This window comes from Ancylobacter sp. TW_SC_1 (genome assembly GCF_056836805.1).
Window position 1 is genome coordinate 1,425,967 of record NZ_CM166365.1, and the last position, 18,356, is coordinate 1,444,322.

General features: G+C 69.0%; 14 protein-coding genes. 10 read left to right on the forward strand and 4 right to left on the reverse strand.

Features of this window, described 5'->3' with window-relative positions; all coding sequences use genetic code 11:
* Positions 1-51 precede the first annotated feature (51 nt).
* The 6 genes from ftsZ (at position 52) to AC1PZ7_RS06570 (ending at position 8,709) form a co-directional block, all read left to right on the forward strand.
* Positions 52-1,746 carry a cell division protein FtsZ gene (ftsZ, locus tag AC1PZ7_RS06545; protein ID WP_482358686.1) on the forward strand — a complete coding sequence of 565 codons (1,695 nt, stop codon included), beginning with the start codon at positions 52-54 and terminating at the stop codon, positions 1,744-1,746.
* A 312-nt stretch (positions 1,747-2,058) separates the two neighbouring features.
* On the forward strand, positions 2,059-2,997 hold the full coding sequence (lpxC, locus tag AC1PZ7_RS06550; RefSeq protein ID WP_482358687.1) for a UDP-3-O-acyl-N-acetylglucosamine deacetylase: 939 nt from the start codon (positions 2,059-2,061) through the stop codon (positions 2,995-2,997).
* A 264-nt stretch (positions 2,998-3,261) separates the two neighbouring features.
* Positions 3,262-4,089 carry an outer membrane protein assembly factor BamD gene (locus AC1PZ7_RS06555; protein WP_482359583.1) on the forward strand — a complete coding sequence of 276 codons (828 nt, stop codon included), beginning with the start codon at positions 3,262-3,264 and terminating at the stop codon, positions 4,087-4,089.
* Between the two features lie 149 nt (positions 4,090-4,238).
* Positions 4,239-5,915 (forward strand): DNA repair protein RecN, encoded by a 1,677-nt coding sequence (gene recN / locus AC1PZ7_RS06560; protein WP_482358688.1) that lies wholly within the window; start codon positions 4,239-4,241, stop codon positions 5,913-5,915.
* 5 nt (positions 5,916-5,920) lie between these two features.
* Positions 5,921-8,098, forward strand: a complete 2,178-nt coding sequence (gene ligA, locus AC1PZ7_RS06565; protein WP_482358689.1) for an NAD-dependent DNA ligase LigA — start codon at positions 5,921-5,923, stop codon at positions 8,096-8,098.
* Between the two features lie 59 nt (positions 8,099-8,157).
* Complete coding sequence (locus AC1PZ7_RS06570; RefSeq protein WP_482358690.1) at positions 8,158-8,709, forward strand: cysteine hydrolase family protein; 552 nt, start codon at positions 8,158-8,160, stop codon at positions 8,707-8,709.
* A gap of 63 nt (positions 8,710-8,772) precedes the next feature.
* On the opposite strand, the gene AC1PZ7_RS06575 is transcribed toward AC1PZ7_RS06570, so the two are convergent.
* From AC1PZ7_RS06575 to AC1PZ7_RS06585, 3 genes are all read right to left on the reverse strand, one after another.
* A complete protein-coding gene (locus AC1PZ7_RS06575) occupies positions 8,773-8,925 on the reverse strand; it encodes a DUF3309 domain-containing protein (RefSeq protein WP_482358691.1) in 153 nt (50 codons plus the stop codon).
* A gap of 126 nt (positions 8,926-9,051) precedes the next feature.
* Positions 9,052-10,884: an aminopeptidase P family protein gene (locus AC1PZ7_RS06580; protein ID WP_482358692.1), complete on the reverse strand. Its 1,833-nt coding sequence runs from the start codon at positions 10,882-10,884 to the stop codon at positions 9,052-9,054.
* Between the two features lie 34 nt (positions 10,885-10,918).
* Positions 10,919-11,527 (reverse strand): LysE family translocator, encoded by a 609-nt coding sequence (locus AC1PZ7_RS06585; protein WP_482358693.1) that lies wholly within the window; start codon positions 11,525-11,527, stop codon positions 10,919-10,921.
* A gap of 110 nt (positions 11,528-11,637) precedes the next feature.
* Between AC1PZ7_RS06585 and AC1PZ7_RS06590 the strand changes: the two genes are divergently transcribed.
* The 3 genes from AC1PZ7_RS06590 (at position 11,638) to AC1PZ7_RS06600 (ending at position 16,031) form a co-directional block, all read left to right on the forward strand.
* A complete protein-coding gene (locus AC1PZ7_RS06590; RefSeq protein WP_482358694.1) occupies positions 11,638-12,444 on the forward strand; it encodes an ABC transporter substrate-binding protein in 807 nt (268 codons plus the stop codon).
* Between the two features lie 88 nt (positions 12,445-12,532).
* Entirely contained in the window at positions 12,533-15,016 is a 2,484-nt protein-coding gene (locus AC1PZ7_RS06595) for an ATP-dependent helicase (protein WP_482358695.1), read from the forward strand.
* Positions 15,017-15,092: 76 nt separating this feature from the next.
* Positions 15,093-16,031 (forward strand): 50S ribosomal protein L11 methyltransferase, encoded by a 939-nt coding sequence (locus AC1PZ7_RS06600; protein ID WP_482358696.1) that lies wholly within the window; start codon positions 15,093-15,095, stop codon positions 16,029-16,031.
* Between the two features lie 23 nt (positions 16,032-16,054).
* Here AC1PZ7_RS06600 and AC1PZ7_RS06605 read toward each other — a convergent pair whose 3' ends face one another.
* Positions 16,055-16,567: a thioesterase family protein gene (locus AC1PZ7_RS06605; protein ID WP_482358697.1), complete on the reverse strand. Its 513-nt coding sequence runs from the start codon at positions 16,565-16,567 to the stop codon at positions 16,055-16,057.
* A gap of 241 nt (positions 16,568-16,808) precedes the next feature.
* On the opposite strand from AC1PZ7_RS06605, the gene AC1PZ7_RS06610 reads away from it, so the two are divergent.
* Entirely contained in the window at positions 16,809-18,224 is a 1,416-nt protein-coding gene (locus AC1PZ7_RS06610; RefSeq protein WP_482358698.1) for an FAD-binding oxidoreductase, read from the forward strand.
* Positions 18,225-18,356: the final 132 nt, after the last annotated feature.

Consider the following 18,356-nt stretch of genomic DNA (forward strand, 5'->3'; position numbering starts at 1 on the left):
CAAAAATATCATGACGGGCCCTGTGCCCGCCGGCGTTAGGGGACAACAGACATGACGATCAACCTCCAGGTACCGGATATCCGCGAGCTGCGTCCCCGGATCACCGTCTTCGGCGTCGGCGGCGCTGGCGGCAACGCCGTCAACAACATGATCACGGCCGGGCTGACGGGCGTCGATTTCGTCGTCGCCAACACCGACGCACAGGCACTCACCCTCTCCAAGGCCGAGCGCATCGTGCAGATGGGCGTCGCCGTCACCGAGGGGCTCGGCGCCGGCTCGCAGCCGGAAGTCGGCCGCGCCGCCGCCGAGGAGGCACTCGACGAGATCCGCGATCACCTCGCGGGCGCCCACATGGTGTTCATCACCGCCGGCATGGGCGGCGGCACCGGCACCGGCGCCGCCCCGGTCATCGCCCGCGCGGCCCGCGAGCTCGGCATCCTCACCGTCGGCGTCGTGACCAAGCCCTTCCACTTCGAGGGCCAGCGCCGCATGCGCATCGGCGACATGGGCATCGCCGAGCTGCAGAAGGGCGTCGACACGCTCATCGTCATCCCGAACCAGAACCTGTTCCGGGTCGCGAATGAGCGCACGACCTTCGCCGATGCCTTCGCCATGGCGGACCAGGTGCTCTATTCGGGCGTCGCCTGCATCACCGACCTGATGGTGAAGGAAGGCCTGATCAACCTCGACTTCGCCGACGTCCGCGCCGTGATGCGCGAGATGGGCAAGGCGATGATGGGCACCGGCGAAGCCTCCGGCGAGCAGCGCGCCCGTCACGCGGCCGAGGCGGCGATCGCCAATCCGCTGCTCGACGAGGTGTCGATGCGCGGCGCGCGCGGCCTGCTGATCTCGATCACCGGCGGCAAGGACCTGACCCTGTTCGAGGTGGACGAGGCGGCGACCCGCATCCGCGAGGAGGTCGACCCCGACGCCAACATCATTCTCGGCGCCACCTTCGACGAGACTCTGGAAGGCCTGATCCGCGTCTCGGTCGTCGCCACCGGCATCGACCCGGCGGTGATTCCCGAGCAGATCCCGCACAGCCTCAACAACCTCTCCGACGTCAGCGGGCGCCGCGTGTCCAACGCCGGCCGCGCCGCGGTCGAGGCGCGCCGCGACGCGGCGCTGCGCTCGGTCGCTTCGGCGCTGGACGCGGACGACTTCGCCGAGCCGGCCGGCGAGCCGAGCTTCGGCGCCACGGCCACCGACGATCACATCTATGGCGGCGAGCCGAGCTATGCCCCGGCGGACATCGACAACGTGACCATCCGCCAGATGGCGCCCCGGCCCGCCCTCTATGCCGAGCCGGAGCCGGCGCCGGTCAACGAGGCGGCCTATGAGGAGCACTCCATCGAGCCGTTCATCCCGCCGCAGGCCGAGCGTGCCTCGCCGCGCATGCCGCGCGTCGACGAACTGCCGATGCCGGCACAGAACCAGATCCGCGCCGCGCGCGGCGAGATGCCCGATCATCAGCACGCCGAGAAGAAGCGCATGACGCTGCTGCAGCGCCTCGCCAATGTCGGCCTCGGCCGCCATCAGGACGAGGAAGAGGTGGATCCGCCGGCCGAGATGCGGCCGATGGTGCGCCGCGCGCCGCAGCCCGAATCGCGGCCGCTCGCCGAGCTGCGCCCCGAGACCTCCGAATACGCCAAGCGTCCCAGTGCTCGTCCGGCGGAAACCCGCGCCGCCCGTCCGGCCGAGGACGACCATCTCGACATCCCCGCCTTCCTGCGCCGGCAGGGCTGAGGCGACCGGGGCAGGGCGGCACGCGCCGCCCTGTTACACGCCCGATAACGCAATGCAGCACCCGGGCCGCGAGGCCCGGGTGTATTTCGTTGAAATTAAATGAATTTTTAGGATTGTGCGTCAGCGTATCAACGGTAACAGAAGGTAAGCAAGCGTGATTTGGCGCTGACTTGGGGCGCCGCTATCTTGCCAACCAACGACAAGCCGCCGGGCGGGATTCGGTTCCGCTCATCCTGAAAATGGCGGCTGACTTTGTTGGTTTTGGGGAATAGGGGAGAGCGGACCGCTGCGTGCGTCCGCTTCTTGGGCCGAATGAACGCTGTACGGCAGACCACCCTTCGTGACTGCGTGACGCTGTCCGGCGTCGGCGTGCATTCCGGCAAACCGGCGCGGTTGAGCATCGCTCCCGCGGAAGCCGATACCGGCATCGTCTTCCACCGCCTCGATTCGTCCCAGTCCGTGCGTGCCTGCCGCAGCGCCGTGCGCGGCAGCGATCTTGCCACCGTTCTTCGCGATTCGAGCGGCCCGGCGGTTTCGACCGTCGAGCATCTGCTGGCTTGCTTCGCCGGCATCGGCGTCGACAATGCTCATGTCGAGATCGACGGGCCGGAAGTGCCGATCCTGGACGGCAGCGCCGAGGCGTTCGTCGCCGCAGTGGACGAGGTCGGTATCGTCGAGACGGACCGTGCCCGCCGCTATCTGCGCGTGCTCAAGCCGATTCGCATCGAGACCGATTCCGGCTTCGGCGAACTCTCTCCCTACGACATGGGCTTCCGCCTGGAAGTCGAGATCGATTTCGACCACGCCGCGATCGGCCGGCAGCGCTTCGCGGCGACCATGTCGCCCGAAGTGTTCCGCAAGGAACTCGCGGCGGCCCGCACCTTCGGTTTCGTCTGCGACGTCGAGAAGCTCTGGCAGGCCGGCTATGCGCTCGGCGCCTCGCTCGACAACACGATCTGCCTTGGCGAGGACGGCATCGTGAACACGACCGGCCTGCGCTACGCCGACGAGTTCGTGCGCCACAAGGCGCTGGACGCCGTCGGCGATCTCGCCATTGGCGGCCTGCCGGTCATGGGGCGTTACCGTTCCTATCGCGGTGGCCACAAGCTGAACTTCGCCGTGGTCGACGCGCTGCTGTCCGACCGCTCGGCCTACGAGATCGTCGAGGCGCGCCTTCCCGCCCGGCGCAGCGTCAACAGCAATGCCGGGCTCGTCGCGGTCGCCGTCCCGGCCTACGCGCCGGAACTCTGACCGGCCCTCGTCGCCCCTTCGGGCGCGCTCCTGGTGCAACAGTCTGGCATTTAACGGCGTATGGACGCCGCTCTTTGCTCCTGGCATCCCAAGGCGCCATAATCCGGTCGGAAAGCGACCTTAGCGCCTGTTCACGCGGCATGGCGGCGAAGTAGCGACCAGATCGGGATCGAACTTGTGATGCGTCTTCTCAATTCCGGCCAGTCCACCTCCGGCGGTGTCACCGTTCCGGCGGTCCGCCGTCGTCATGCCTGGGCCACCGGCATGTTCGCCGCGCGGTTCGCCGGGCTGGTCCTGGTCGGCGCGTCGCTCGGCGGCTGCGCGAGCTGGTTCGACACCAACAAGGAAGAGACGGTCTTCCCGGACGTTCCCGCCGAGAAGCGGTACAATGAGGGTCTGACCCTCATGAGCAAGAACGAGTACGACGAAGCGATCACGCGCTTCGAGGACGTCGACCGGCAGCACCCCTATTCGGACTGGGCGCGCAAGGCCGTGATCATGATCGCCTATATCAACTACGCGCAGGGCAAGTACGAGGAATGCATCGGCGCGGCGCGGCGCTATCTGGCGCTGCATCCCGGCTCCGAGGACGCGGCCTATGCGCAGTACCTCATCGCCGCCTCCTATTTCGACCAGATCCCCGACATCTCGCGCGATCAGCAGCGCACGCAGCGCGCCATGGAGGCGCTCGACGAGGTGATTCGGAAGTTCCCCAACACCGAATACGCCGTCAGCGCCAAGAAGAAGCTCGAAGTCGCGCGCGACCAGCTCGCCGGCAAGGAGATGATGATCGGGCGCTACTATCTCGAGCAGCGCAACTATGCCGGCGCCATCAACCGCTTCAAGGTGGTGGTGACGCGCTATCAGACGACGCGCCATGTCGAGGAGGCGCTGTACCGCCTGACGGAAGCCTATATGGCGCTCGGCGTGGTCAACGAGGCGCAGACGTCGGCCGCGGTGCTCGGCTATAATTTCCCGGACAGCAGCTGGTACAAGGACGCCTACAAGCTCGTGCAGTCGCGCGGCGTCAATCCGCAGCTCAACGAGCAGTCCTGGATCGCCAAGGCCTTCAAGGGCTTTTCCCTCGGCTAGAGCTTTTCTCCCGGCGGTGGCGCGACACGCCTCTTCCGACCGGGGACGAGTCGTGCGAACATAACAGGAACGACGGTGCGCGCCGCCGCGCGACCTGCTAGAAAGGCGCGTCTCGCCGCTTCGCGCGGAATCGTTCTGGAGCGTCACGCATGCTGGTCGCCCTGTCGATCAGGGATATCGTTCTCATCGAGCGGCTCGACCTTTCCTTCCAGCCCGGCCTCACCGTGCTTACCGGTGAGACCGGCGCGGGCAAATCGATCCTGCTCGATGCCTTCACCCTCGCGCTCGGCGGGCGCGGCGACGGCTCGCTGGTGCGTCAGGGCGCGGCCCAGGGGCAGGTGACGGCCGAGTTCGACATCGCCGCCGACCATCCGGTGCGGGTGCTGCTGGCGGAGGCCGGCATCGACGATGACGGGGCGCTGGTGCTGCGCCGGGTCCAGCATGCCGACGGGCGCACCCGCGCCTTCGTCAACGACCAGTCGGTGAGCGCGCAGATGCTGCGCAGCCTCGGCACGCGGCTGGTCGAGATCCACGGCCAGCACGACGACCGGGCGCTGGTCGATCCGGCCTCGCACCGCACCCTGCTCGACGCCTATGGCGGGCTCGCCGATCTCGCCGACGAGGTCGCCGGGCGCTGGCGCCGCTGGCGCGCGGCCCGTACGGAAGCCGCCGAGGAAAAGGCGCGGCTCGACGAGGCCAGCCTGGAGGCCGATTTCATCCGCCATGCCCTGGAGGAACTGACCGCGCTCGCCGCCGAGCCGGGCGAGGAGGAGCGCCTCGCAAGCCGCCGCACCGAGATGATGCGCTTCGAGAAGATCGCCACCGATCTCAACGACGCGCAGGAAGCCGTGGGCGGTGCCAATTCGCCGATTCCGGGCCTTGCCGCCGCCGTGCGCCGGCTGGAGCGGCGCGCCGGAGAGGTCGAATCGCTGGTGCGGCCGGCGGTCGAGGCGATCGACGCGGCGCTGAACGCGCTGGAACTCGCCCGCGCCCATCTCGATTCGGCGCTGCGCGAGGCGGATTTCGACCCGCACGAGCTGGAGCGCATCGAGGAGCGGCTCTTCAAGCTGCGCGCGGCGGGACGCAAATTCGCCTGTACGGTGGACGCCCTGCCGGCGACCGCCGCCCGCTTCGCCGACAAGCTCGACGCCCTCGACCACGGCGCGGAGACGCTGAAGCAGCTGGAGGCGCGGGCCAGCGCGGCGGAGGCCGATTATCGCCGCGTCGCGCGCGATCTCTCGCAGAAGCGGCAGGCGGCGGCGGCGGCGCTCGACGCGGCGGTGAACGCCGAACTGCCGCCGCTGAAGCTGGAACGGGCGCGCTTCATCACCGACTGCCAGGTCGACGAGGGCGGGCAGGCCGACGGCTATGATCGCATCGAGTTCTGGGTGCAGACCAATCCGGGCACCCGCCCCGGCCCGATGATGAAGGTCGCCTCGGGCGGCGAGCTCGCGCGCTTCCTGCTGGCGCTCAAGGTGGTGCTCGCCGACAAGGGCTCGGCGCCGACCCTTGTCTTCGACGAGATCGACACCGGCGTCGGCGGCGCCGTGGCCGACGCCATCGGCGCCCGGCTCGCCCGGCTTTCCGAGCGCGTGCAGGTGGTGGCGGTCACGCACGCGCCGCAGGTGGCCGCGCGCGCCGGCAACCATTTCCGTATCGCCAAGGAGGCGATGGCCGATCTCGACCGGGTGGCCACCCGCGTCGCCCCGCTCGCCCCCGACCATCGCCGCGAGGAGATCGCCCGCATGCTCTCCGGTGCGGAAGTCACCTCGGAAGCGCGCGCGGCGGCCGAGCGGCTGCTGAAAGGCGCCGAATCCGTTAAGTGAGCCCCATGAGCGCACGCAAAGCCGATATCCCCGCCGAAAAGCTGACCGCCGACGAGGCGGCCATCGAACATGCCCGTCTCGGCGAGGAAATCGCCGCCAATGACCGGCGCTACTACCAGGACGACGCGCCGACCGTCTCCGATGCCGACTATGACGAGATGCGCCGGCGCTACGGGGCGATCGAGGCGCAGTTTCCCGAGCTGAAGGGCATCGACAGCCTGTCCGACAGGGTGGGCGCCGCGCCCGCGGCGAAATTCGCCAAGGTGCGCCATCGCGTGCCCATGCTCTCGCTCGGCAACGCCTTCGCCGACGAGGATGTGCAGGAATTCGTGGCCCGTATCCGCCGCTTTCTCGGGCTCGGCGCGGACGCCGACATCGCCTTGACCGCCGAACCGAAGATCGACGGCCTGTCCTGCTCGCTGCGCTACGAGCGCGGGCGGTTCGTGCAGGCGGCGACGCGCGGCGACGGCTTCGAGGGCGAGGACGTGACCGCCAATGTCCGCACGATCGGCGAGATTCCCGGGCGGCTGGAAGGCGGGGACGTTCCCGACGTCTTCGAGGTGCGCGGCGAGGTCTATATGGGCCATGCCGACTTCGCCGCCATCAACGCGCGGCAGGAGGCGGCCGGCAAGCCGCTCTTCGCCAATCCGCGCAACGCGGCGGCGGGCAGCCTGCGCCAGCTCGACCCGAAGATCACCGCGAGCCGCCCGCTGCGCTTCTTCGCCTATGCCTGGGGCGAGGTGAGCGAGGGCGGACTTCCCGCCGACACGCAGTTCGGCGTGATAGAGGCGTTCGCGCGCTGGGGCCTGCCGACCAATCCGCTCACCGTGCGCTGCCATTCGGCCGCGGAACTGCTGGCGCATTACCGCCGGATCGAGCAGCAGCGCGCCAGCCTCGGCTACGACATTGACGGCGTCGTCTACAAGGTCGACAGCCTCGAGCTGCAGAACCGGCTCGGCTTTGTCTCGCGCTCGCCGCGCTGGGCGATCGCGCACAAGTTTCCGGCCCAGCGGGCGATCACGCAGCTGGAGCGCATCGAGATCCAGGTCGGGCGCACCGGCGCGCTCACCCCGGTCGCCAAGCTCACGCCGGTGACGGTGGGCGGCGTGGTGGTCTCCAACGCCTCGCTGCACAATGAGGACTACATCAAGGGCATCGGCGGCGATGGCGAGCCGATCCGCGGTGTCGTCGATGGCCATCCCGTGGACATCCGCGAGGGCGACTGGGTGACGATCCAGCGCGCCGGCGACGTCATCCCGCAGGTCGTCGACGTGCTGCTGGAGCGCCGTCCGGCCGAGGCGAAGCCCTATGCCTTCCCCACCCTCTGCCCCGCCTGCGGTTCGCACGCCGTGCGCGAGGAAGGCGAGGCGGTGCGCCGCTGCACCGGCGGGCTGATCTGCCCGGCGCAGGCGGTGGAGCGCATCCGCCATTTCGTTTCGCGCAATGCCTTCGACATAGAGGGGCTGGGCGAGAAGCAGGTGCAGGCGTTCCACGATGGCGGGCTGATCACCCAGCCGGCTGACATCTTCACGCTGGAGGTACGCGATTCCGACCCCGCCTCGCTGACGCGGCTGAAGAACCGCGAGGGGTGGGGCGAGACCTCGGCGAAGAACCTGTTCGCCGCCATCGCGGCGCGCCGGCAGGTGCCGGTGAACCGGTTCCTCTACGCACTCGGCATCCGCCATGTCGGCGAGACCAACGCCAAGCGGCTGATGCGCCACTTCGCCACCATCGAGGCGCTGCGCGAGGTGGCGCTGGCCGCCGTGCCGCCCGGCGAGGAGCATCCCAAGGGCAACGAGGCGTGGCAGGAACTGGTCGGCATCGAGGGCATCGGCGGAGTCGTTGCCGAGGCGGTGGTCGACTTCTTCAACGAGCCCAACAACGAGGCCGCGCTGGCCGCGCTGCTGAGGCAGGTAACGACCGAACCCATGGAGACGCTGGCCAGCGGCGGGGCAGTGACGGGCAAGACGGTGGTGTTCACCGGCGCGCTGGAAAAGATGACCCGCGACGAGGCCAAGGCGATGGCCGAGCGGCTCGGCGCCAAGGTGGCCGGCTCGGTCTCCAAGAAGACGGATTACGTCGTCGCCGGCGCCGATGCCGGCTCAAAGCTCGCCAAGGCGCGCGAGCTCGGCGTGGCGGTGCTCACCGAGGACGAGTGGCTGGCGCTGGTGGGCGCCAGTTGACAGCGGAACAGCGCCGGGCCGACCTTGGCGCTCCCTTCCATTGCCCGCCGGAGCCTGCCATGTCCGACACCGCGCTTCTGATCATCGACCTGCAGAACGATTATTTCCCCGATGGCAGATATCCGCTTGCCGGGATCGAGGCGGCTGCGGCGCAGGCCGCTTCGCTGGTCGCGGCGGCGCGCGGGAAGGGCGTTCCCGTCATCCATGTTCGCCACGAGATGACGGGGGCGGAGGCCCCTTTCTTCGCCGCCGGCACGCCGGGCGCGCAGATCAATCCGCTGGTGGCGCCGCGCGAGGGCGAGGCGGTGATCGTGAAGGAGAATGTGAACGCTTTCCTCGGCACCGGCCTCGACGCCCTGCTGAAGGAGAAGGGCGTGAGCGGGCTCGTCGTGGCCGGGGCGATGAGCCATATGTGCGTCGACGCCGCCACCCGGGCGGCTCTCGATCTGGGCTATGCGGTGACGCTCGCCCATGACGCCACCGCCACGCGCGACCTCGCCTTTGACGGCAAGGAGGTGCCGGCGGCGCAGGTGCAGGTGGCGATGATGGCGGCGCTGGAATTCGCCGGCGCCACCCTGGCGCGCGCGGACGATGTTACCGCCAAGTGGTGAAGCGTGAAGCCGCACTTGCGGGCGGCTTCACCGGAGGCGAACGGACGGCGGTCGCGATCACCGTCAGAGGCGTCCGGTCAGCATCATGACAATGAGAATTACCAGCAGAATGGTGACGAGACCGCTCGGCCCATAGCCCCAACTGCGGCTGTAACCCCAGCTCGGCAGGGCGCCGACAAGTATCAGGATGAGAATAACGATAAGAATGGTCGTCATTGCGGCGTCTCCATCGTCCCGTTACGTCGGTCGTAGGAGAAACGCCGCTTCAGCGCGATGGTTCCATTGAACCTTTAGCACCCAACAATAAACCGAACACCGCCGAAGGGCGTGCAGCGCAGGCCGTTAGCCGCCCAATGGCGCGGTCGCCGATTCCAGCCAGCCGCGCGTCGCCTCGTCCACCAGCGGGCCGATCTCGGCGCGGACGCGGGCGTGATAGGCGTCGAGCCAGGCGATCTCGTCCGGTGTCAGCAGCGCGATCTCGATCGCCCGCCGGTCGAACGGGGCGAGGGTCAGCGTCTCGAAGCCGAGCAGCGTCTTCTCGGCGCCCTCGATCGCAGGGGCGTCGACGACGATCTCGAGATTTTCGAGCCGGATGCCGAAGCCGCCGGCCTTGTAGTAGCCGGGCTCGTTGGAGAGCACCATGCCGCGCGCCAGCGGCACGGCGCCGAGCTTGGAGATGCGCGCCGGGCCCTCATGCACCGACAGATAGGCGCCGACGCCGTGGCCGGTGCCGTGCTCGAAATCCAGGCCGGCGGCCCACAGGAACTGCCGCGCGAAACTGTCGAGCTGGGCGCCCGCCGTGCCGAGCGGGAACACCGCGCGGGCGATGGCGATGTGGCCCTTGAGCACGCGGGTGAAGCGGTCGCGCATTTCCGCGCTGGCCGTGCCGACGACGAGCGTGCGGGTGACGTCGGTCGTGCCGTCCTCGTACTGGGCGCCGGAATCGATGAGGAACAGCTCGTCCGTGCCGATGCGCCGGTTGGTCGCCTCGGTGACGCGGTAATGCACGATGGCGCCGTTGGGGCCAGCACCGGAGATGCTGGGGAAGGAGATGTCCTTCAGCGCGCCGGTCTCGCGGCGGAAGGTCTCCAGCGCGCACACCGCCTCGATTTCCGTCAGCGTTCCCTTGGGGGCCTCGGCGTCGAACCAGGCGAGGAAGCGGGCGAGCGCGGCGCCGTCGCGCAGATGCGCGCTGCGCATGCCGGCGAGCTCCGCCTCGTTCTTCGCCGCCTGCATCAGCGCCACCGGGCTGGGCCCGGCGGAGACCTTGCCGCCGGCCGTCTCGATGCGGGCGGCCAGCAGCGAGGGCGCGGTCGCCTGGTCGAGCCGGATTGTGGCGCCCCCCGATGCCGCCATCTCCACCGCGCGTTCCAGCAGCATCGGCTCGGCGATCTCGGCGAAGAGGGCGAGGGCATCGCGGGTCGCGTTGGAAAGCTTGCGGCCGTCGACGAACAGCGTCGGGCGCCCGTCCTTCGGCACGATGGCCCAGGACAGCGGCAGCGGCGTGAAGTCGACGTCGCCGCCGCGAATGTTAAAGGCCCAGGCGACCGCGTGCGGATCGGACAGCACCAGCGCGTCGAGCTTCTGCTCGGCGAGCGCCGCCTGCACGCGGGCGATCTTGTCCGGCGCGCTCTCGCCGGCGAGGCGCGCGTCGCGCAGCGTGACGGGCGCCAGCGGCGGCGCCGGGCGGTCGTGCCAGACCGCGTCGAGCGGATTGCCGTCGACCGCCACCAGCGTCGCTTCGGCGGTCGCCGCCGCGCGGCGCAGCTTCTGCTCGCCGTCCACCGTGGTCAGCCACGCGTCGTAGCCGAGATGCGCGCCGGCCGGCAGGTGCTTTTCGAGCCAGCGCTCGGCGGTCGTCTCGGCGAGCGGGACCACCTGGAAGGCGGCCGTGTCGACCTGATCGGCCGCCTGCAGCGTGTAGCGGCCATCGACCACGATGGCGGCCTCCTCGCGCAGGATGAGGGCGACGCCGGCCGAGCCGGTGAAGCCGGTCAGCCAGGCGAGCCGCTCGTCGCAGGGCGCGACATATTCGTTCTGGTGCGCGTCCGCGCGCGGGACGATGAAACCGTCGAGGCCGCGCCGTTCGAGTTCCTCGCGCAGGAGCTTGAGCCGCGCCGTGCCGAGAGAGGGCGCGGCGGCATCGGAGAAGGTCTGGAACTTGGCTTCGAACATCACGTCACTCGGATCTTGCAGGCACGCGCGGATTTCAGGAGCGCGAGGCGAGGCCGCGTCCGGCGTCGACCAGCGATTTGGCGCCGAAGGCGATGAACATCAACCCGACCAGCCGGGTGATGGCGAGCCCGTGGCGCAGGAAGAACCGCCGGATCGGCGCGAGGCCGGCGGCCCAGACCAGGAAGATGTCCGCCAGGATGAAGCCGGCCAGCGCGGCGGCGAGAAGCTGCGGCGCCGCGTCCCAGGACAGGCCGGCGGAATAATGCGCGGTGAGCGCCGTGAACATGGCGACCGAAACCGGATAGGCCTTCGGGTTGGTGAGGCCGAACAGCACGCCGGTCATCAGCGGGCGGCTGGAGCCGACCGGCGCCGCGGCGCCCTCGCGCGACATCACTGCCCGGATGCCGAGATAGCAGAGATAGAGCCCGCAGCCGATGCCGAGCAGGTCGAACAGGGTCGGGCCGAGCTGGTTGACGCCGATGATCGCGGCGAAGGCGAGGGCGGTCCAGACCACGTCGCCGATCAGATGGCCGCCGACGAAACGCGCCCCGGCGGGGCGTCCATGAGTCGCGGCGAGCGAGAAAAGGGCGAGGAAGGCGGGCCCGGGCGACAGCACGTAAAGGGCGCCCGCGAGCGCGGTCATCAAGTAAAGGCCATGTGACATGGGGAGCCCGGCTGGACGAATGAAGGCGATTGCGCCAGCATCGGCGCGAACGGGGATGGCGTCAATTGCTGCGGGAACATGGGGGCTCCATGATCGTGGTCGCGCGGGCAGTCATCTGTGCCGCGGCCCTCGTCTGCGCGGTTCTCGTCTGCTCGGTTCTCGTACCGCTCCCGGCGGCGGCACAGCCTGAACTGCGCGTCGGTACCTATCTCGACAACAAGCCCTGGCAGTTCCGCGACGGGCACGGCAACGCCGTCGGCTTCGAGGTCGATCTGATCGAGGCGATCGGCGCGCGTCTCGGCCGCAAGGTGATGCTGCGGGAGATGGTCTTCGGCGACCTGTTCACCGCGCTGGAGAATGGCAGCATCGACGTCGCCATGTCGTCCATCAGCATCACGGCGCAGCGGCTCAAGCGGTTCGATTTCACGCAGCCCTATTACAGCACGACGCAGGGGCTGGTGGTGATGCTCCGCTCGCCCATCCGCTCGCTGGCCGATCTCAGGGGCCGGACGGTCAGCGTCATCGCGCAGACCACGAGCGACCAGTGGGCGGAGGCGAACAAGGACGTCTACGGCATCGCCGCCGTGCAGAAGGTGCAGGGGCTCGACGAGGCGCTGGAGAAACTGACCGACGGCAGTGTCGACGCGCATTTCGGCGATCTGCCGGCGCTCATCTACCGCCTGCTCGGGCGTAGCGACCTTGCGGTGATCGCCCGCCTGCCGACCGAGGAGCAATATGGGCTGATGCTGGCCAAGCAGTCGCCGCTGACGGCGCAGATCGATGCGGCGATCGCGCAGCTCAAGCAGGACGGAACCCTCGCGCGCATCCATCAGAAGTGGTTCGGCAGCCTGCCCGATCCCGGCTCGCCGGTGACGAAGGTGCTGCCGCGTCCCTGAGATTTCGGCGTGCCGCCTGTGCGAATCCGGTGCCGCCCTCGCCAAACGGGCATGCCGGTGCCATTTTGTTCCACTAAGAATCATCTGCATGACTGCGAGCGGGCCCTTGGCCAATCCGAGACAACCGCCGGACGACGACGCGTTCGACATCCCCTTCGATCTTCCGGCAGAGACGCAGCGGCCTGCGCCCCGCCCCGGCGGCATCGCCGCGCGCGCGGCGGCGCTGGCCAATCCCGGCCGGCCGGCCGGCGGGCGCGGCGTCTATCTCGAGGGACTCAATCCCGAGCAGCGCGAGGCGGTCGAGGCGACCGAGGGCCCCGTGCTGGTGCTCGCCGGCGCCGGCACCGGCAAGACCCGCGTGCTCACCACGCGCATCGCCCATATCCTCTCGCTCGGCCTGGCCTATCCTTCCCAGCTTCTCGCCGTGACCTTCACCAACAAGGCGGCGCGCGAGATGAAGGAGCGCATCGGCGCGATGGTCGGCGAGGAAGTGGAGGGCATGCCGTGGCTCGGCACCTTCCATTCCATCGGCGTGCGCATGCTGCGCCGCCACGCCGAGCTGGTCGGGCTGAAGTCGGGCTTCACCATCCTCGACACGGACGACCAGATAAGGCTGCTGAAACAGCTTCTGCAGGCCGAGAACATCGACGAGAAGCGCTGGCCGGCGCGGCTGCTCGCCAACACCATCGACGGCTGGAAGAATCGCGGCCTCAGCCCGCAGCAGGTGTCGGCCGGCGAAGGCGCGGCCTTCGCCAATGGGCGCGGCCAGAAGCTCTACGCCGATTACCAGGCGCGGCTGAAGGCGCTGAACGCGGTCGATTTCGGCGACCTGCTGCTGGAGAGCATCCGGCTGCTGCGCGAGAATCCGGACGTGCTGGCCGATTATCACCGCCGCTTCCGCTACATCCTCGTCGACGAGTATCAGGACACCAACGTCGCGCAGTATCTGTGGCTGCGCCTGCTGGCGCAGGGCTCGCGCAACGTGTGCTGCGTCGGCGACGACGACCAGTCGATCTATGGCTGGCGCGGCGCCGAGGTGGACAACATCCTGCGCTTCGACAGCGACTTTCCCGGCGCCAAGGTGGTGCGGCTGGAGCGCAACTACCGCTCGACCGGCCACATCCTCGGCGCCGCGGCGCATCTCATCGCCCATAATGAGGGGCGGCTCGGCAAGACGCTGTTCTCGGAAGGCGAGAGCGGCGAGAAGGTGACGGTGACGGGCGCCTGGGACAGCCAGGAGGAAGCCCGCGCCATCGGCGAGGAGATCGAGCAGCTCCAGCGCAGCGGCCACGCGCTGGCGCAGATCGCCATCCTCGTGCGCGCCTCGTTCCAGATGCGCGAATTCGAGGACCGCTTCGTCACGCTGGGGCTCAACTACCGCGTTATCGGCGGCCCGCGTTTCTATGAGCGGGCGGAAATCCGCGACGCGCTGGCCTATCTGCGCGTCATCGCCTCGCCCTCCGACGACCTCGCCTTCGAGCGCATCGTCAACGTGCCCAAGCGCGGCCTCGGCGACGCGGCGCTGCGGCAGATCCACGACCACGCCCGCGCGGCGCAGCTGCCGCTGGTCGAGGCGGCGCGCGAACTGGTCGCCAGCGAGGAACTGAAGCCCAAGGTGCGGCTGACCCTGCGCGATCTCGTCGGCTCCTTCGACCGCTGGCGCGCGCAGATGGCGACGGTGCCGCATCACGAACTCGCCGAGATCGTGCTCGATGAGAGCGGCTATACCGAGATGTGGCAGAAGGACCGCTCGGCGGACGCCGCCGGCCGGCTCGACAATTTGAAGGAACTCGTGCGCTCGATGGAGCCGTTCGAGAACCTGATCGGCTTCCTCGAACACATCTCGCTGGTGATGGACGTCGATGGCGGCGGCAATGGCGACGCCGTCAACATCATGACGCTGCATTCCGCCAAGGGACTGGAATTCGACACCGTCTTCCTGCCCGGCTGGGAGGAGGGCGTGTTCCCCAACCAGCGCGCGCTCGACGAGCAGGGCCGCGCCGGGCTGGAGGAGGAGCGGCGTCTGGCCTATGTCGGCATCACCCGCGCGCGGCGCCGCGCCAAGGTGTTCTTCGCCTCCAACCGGCGCATTCACGGGCTCTGGCAGTCGAGCGTGCCGAGCCGCTTCCTCGACGAATTGTCGGAGAAGGACGTCGAGGTGACGGAATCGCGCGGTGGCTCCGGCTGGGGCGGCGGGCAGGGCGCAGGCCGCTATGGCTACGGGCCGAGCCGCTTCGACCAGGCGGAGACCTTCGGCTCCTCCTATTCGACGCCGGGCTGGCAGCGGGCGCATAACGCCGCCAGGTCGAGCGGCGGAAGTTCGGGCGGCGAATTTTCCGACAGCCGTCCCTCGCGCTTCGCGGCGAGCGAGAAGGCGCGCGGGCGGATCATCGAGGGCGAGCTGATCGCCAAGTCGACCGGCACGGCCGCGCGCTTCTCCATTGGCGACCGGGTGTTCCACCAGAAATTCGGCTATGGCGACGTCGCCTCGGTGGAAGGCAACAAGCTCACCGTGCAGTTCGACAAGGCCGGCGAGAAGAAGGTGGTCGACAGCTTCGTCGAGGCGGCGTGACGCGCGTGGCGCTGGCGTTCCGCCGCGTCCTCGCTTAGAGAGCCCGGCGACCCGTCCGTGCCGTGAGGAACGCCAGATGCTCGAAGGACTGCCGCCGAACGGCGCCACGCATGTGATGCGCGTGGACGCGCCCGAGCGCGAGGCGCGCGCCATCTCCGACATCATCTCCGAGAGCTTCGATCCCGCGGAGGTCGCGACCGCCGCCTTCGAGGATCAGGACCTCGCCGAGGGCGCGTCCTGGGCGGTGGAGGCCTATTTCGGCGAGGAGCCGGACGCCGACATCGTCCGCGACCTGATCCGCCTGGTGGCGCCCGATTACGCCGAGGCGGCGCAGTTCCACACGCTCGACAAGAAGGACTGGGTCGCCACCTCGCTGGCGGGGCTGGCGCCGGTGGCGATCGGCCGCTTCGTCATCCACGGCTCGCATGATCGCGGCTGGCTGGCGCCGAGCCGCATCGGCATCGAGATCGAGGCGGCGCTCGCCTTCGGCACCGGGCATCACGGCACCACCAAGGGCTGCCTCGCCGCCATCGACGCTTATGGCAAGCAGCGCCGCCCCGGCCGCACGCTCGACATCGGCACCGGCACCGGCGTTCTCGCCATGGCGGCGGCACGGCTGTTCCACGCACCGGTGGTGGCCAGCGACATCGACCGCGTCGCGGTGACGACCGCGCGGGCCAACGCGCGGGCGAACCACGCGGCGCCGCACATCCATTTCCTGCACGCGCCGGGCCTCGGCAACGGCGAATTTCCCCGCCGGGGGCCCTACGACCTGATCCTCGCCAACATCCTGCTGCCGCCGCTCAAGGCGATCGCCCGGCCGCTGAGCCGGCTGCTGGCGCCGGGCGGGGTGGTGGTGCTCTCGGGGCTGCTGCCCTCGCACGCCAATGCGGCGCTCGCCGCCTATCGCGCGCAGGGCCTGCGGCTCAAGCGCCGGCAGACCATCGAAGGCTGGACGACGCTGGAACTGACGGCCGATCGCGGGCGCAACAATACGCCCGCCCGGCGGCGGTAAGGGACGTCAGAACAGGGCGTCGCTCAGATCAGCCGGATCGGCATGTTGACCGGCCGGCCGAGCCCTTCGGGGATCGGCAGCGCGCCATGGGCGGCCTTCATCAGCGCCAGCCGCTCCAGAACCTCGTCGGGGAACGGCACCACGCGGCGGGTGCCGGCCTCGACATGCTGGGCGATCTGCTCATAGGTCGCCGCCATCCAGCCCTCGCGGGCATGGTGCAGCTCCTGGAACAGGTGCATGCGCTTGTCGTCGTAATTGATGAGGCGCAGCGTGACCCGCACCTCCTGCCCGGCGCGCAGCTCGCGCTGGAAACGTTGATGCGCCTCGGTCGTGAAGAAGGAGGCGCTGCGGTTCTCGACCATGTTCGGGCCGAGTCCCACGAGGAAGACCGCCTCGTCGACCGCGCGGTCGAACAAGAGGCTGTAGAAGGCGGAGTGCAATTGCCCGTTGTGATCGACCCAACTCGGTTCGACCGTCATCACGGACGAAACGAAGGGCGCGAAGAACACGGGTTCGAAATCGATCCCGTCCAGCATGACATCATCCCGACCACTGAGCGCGAGGGCCGCGCTGCCTTATTGACAAGCATTCTGCCGACTTTCCGTGCAACCGTCACCTGTCGTGATGGCGATTGAATGACTGAATTCTTGCGATCTGGAGGATTCGTCGTGCTTTTTGCGCGGCGGACGCCGGAGCGAGAGAGTCGCGAGACACGGCGATAAGGTATAAGCGGAGGTCGCCGTCGTGTCCGACGGCCCAGAAAAAGAGGAGCGCGGGATGGGAAATCTGGTGGAGGAACGTCTCGCGGTACCGGTGACGAGCGAGGCGGCTCGCGAGGTAATTGCTGAGCTTTCCGGCCGTTTCGGCGACAGGCTGGCCACCGGCCGCGCGATCCGCGAGCAGCACGCCAACACCATCACCTGGCTTGCCAACGAGGCGCCCGACGCGGTGGTCTTCGTGGAGAGCACGGAGGAGGTTCAAATTGTCGTGCGCGCCTGCGCGCAACGCGGCGTGCCGATCATCGCCTTCGGCACCGGCACCTCGCTCGAGGGGCAGGTCAATGCGCCCGATGGCGGCATCTCGGTCGACCTGTCGCGCATGAACCGGGTGTTGTCCGTGCATCCCGAAGACCTCGACTGCGTGGTCGAGCCGGGCGTCACCCGCAAGCAGCTCAACGAGCATCTGCGCGATGCCGGCCTGTTCTTCCCCATCGATCCGGGCGCGGACGCCTCGCTCGGCGGCATGGCCTCCACCCGCGCCTCCGGCACCAATGCGGTGCGCTACGGCACGATGAAGGACAATGTTACCGCCGTGACCGCCGTGCTGGCGAATGGCGAGGTGATCACCACGGCGCGGCGGGCGAAGAAGTCCTCGGCCGGCTATGACCTCACCCGCCTGTTCGTCGGCGCCGAGGGCACGCTCGGCATCATCACCAGCCTCACGCTGCGGCTTGCCGGCATTCCCGAGGCGGTCTCGGGCGGAGTCTGCGCCTTTCCGACCGTGCGCGCCGCCTGCGACGCGGTGATCCTCACCATCCAGTCCGGCCTGCCGGTGGCGCGCATCGAGCTGCTCGACGAGGTGCAGGTGCGCGCCTGCAACGCCTATTCGAAGCTCGACCTTGCGGAGCAGCCGACCCTGTTCGTCGAGTTCCACGGCACCGAGGCGAGCGTGCACGAGCAGGCCGGGCGTTTCGGCGAGATCGCGGCGGAATATGGCGGCGGCGAATTCCGCTGGGCGACGCGGCCCGAGGACCGGACGAAACTCTGGCAGGCGCGGCACGATGCCTACTGGGCCTGCCTGCCGCTGAAGCCCGGCGCCAAGGCGCTCGCCACCGATGTCTGCGTGCCGCTGTCGCGCCTGGCCGACTGCGTCGACGAGACCAAGCGGGACATCGAGGAGATGGGGGTGCTGGCGCCGATCGTCGGTCATGTCGGTGATGGCAACTTCCACACCGTCACGCTGGTCGACATGAGCGACCCGCAGGACGTGGCCAAGGCGAAGGACTTCATCTCGCGCATGGTGAAGCGGGCGCTCGCCATGGGCGGCACCGCGACCGGCGAGCACGGCGTCGGCCAGGGCAAGCGCAAATACATGGAAGCCGAGCATGGCGCGGCGACCATCGACGCGATGCGGGCGGTCAAGCTGGCGCTCGACCCGCAGAACATCATGAACCCCGGCAAGATCCTGCCGTGAGCGCGGTGGCGGCGACGGGCGCGTGCGCCGGTGGCGGCACGCGATTCTCCGCATTTCGCGCTTTGCGCGCAGCGTGGAGAATGCAAGAAGCTTCGGCAATCTAGCGTAGAATGGTCCGACGCCTCCGCTTGC

What these genes read in the sequence shown, in the direction of transcription:
- ftsZ (WP_482358686.1), top strand. Translation starts at nt 52, where the DNA reads ATGACGATCAACCTCCAGGTACCGGATATCCGCGAGCTGCGTCCCCGG.
- lpxC (WP_482358687.1), top strand. Translation starts at nt 2,059, where the DNA reads ATGAACGCTGTACGGCAGACCACCCTTCGTGACTGCGTGACGCTGTCC.
- AC1PZ7_RS06555 (WP_482359583.1), top strand. Translation starts at nt 3,262, where the DNA reads ATGTTCGCCGCGCGGTTCGCCGGGCTGGTCCTGGTCGGCGCGTCGCTC.
- recN (WP_482358688.1), top strand. Translation starts at nt 4,239, where the DNA reads ATGCTGGTCGCCCTGTCGATCAGGGATATCGTTCTCATCGAGCGGCTC.
- ligA (WP_482358689.1), top strand. Translation starts at nt 5,921, where the DNA reads ATGAGCGCACGCAAAGCCGATATCCCCGCCGAAAAGCTGACCGCCGAC.
- AC1PZ7_RS06570 (WP_482358690.1), top strand. Translation starts at nt 8,158, where the DNA reads ATGTCCGACACCGCGCTTCTGATCATCGACCTGCAGAACGATTATTTC.
- AC1PZ7_RS06575 (WP_482358691.1), bottom strand. Translation starts at nt 8,925, where the DNA reads ATGACGACCATTCTTATCGTTATTCTCATCCTGATACTTGTCGGCGCC.
- AC1PZ7_RS06580 (WP_482358692.1), bottom strand. Translation starts at nt 10,884, where the DNA reads ATGTTCGAAGCCAAGTTCCAGACCTTCTCCGATGCCGCCGCGCCCTCT.
- AC1PZ7_RS06585 (WP_482358693.1), bottom strand. Translation starts at nt 11,527, where the DNA reads ATGACCGCGCTCGCGGGCGCCCTTTACGTGCTGTCGCCCGGGCCCGCC.
- AC1PZ7_RS06590 (WP_482358694.1), top strand. Translation starts at nt 11,638, where the DNA reads ATGATCGTGGTCGCGCGGGCAGTCATCTGTGCCGCGGCCCTCGTCTGC.
- AC1PZ7_RS06595 (WP_482358695.1), top strand. Translation starts at nt 12,533, where the DNA reads ATGACTGCGAGCGGGCCCTTGGCCAATCCGAGACAACCGCCGGACGAC.
- AC1PZ7_RS06600 (WP_482358696.1), top strand. Translation starts at nt 15,093, where the DNA reads ATGCTCGAAGGACTGCCGCCGAACGGCGCCACGCATGTGATGCGCGTG.
- AC1PZ7_RS06605 (WP_482358697.1), bottom strand. Translation starts at nt 16,567, where the DNA reads ATGCTGGACGGGATCGATTTCGAACCCGTGTTCTTCGCGCCCTTCGTT.
- AC1PZ7_RS06610 (WP_482358698.1), top strand. Translation starts at nt 16,809, where the DNA reads ATGGGAAATCTGGTGGAGGAACGTCTCGCGGTACCGGTGACGAGCGAG.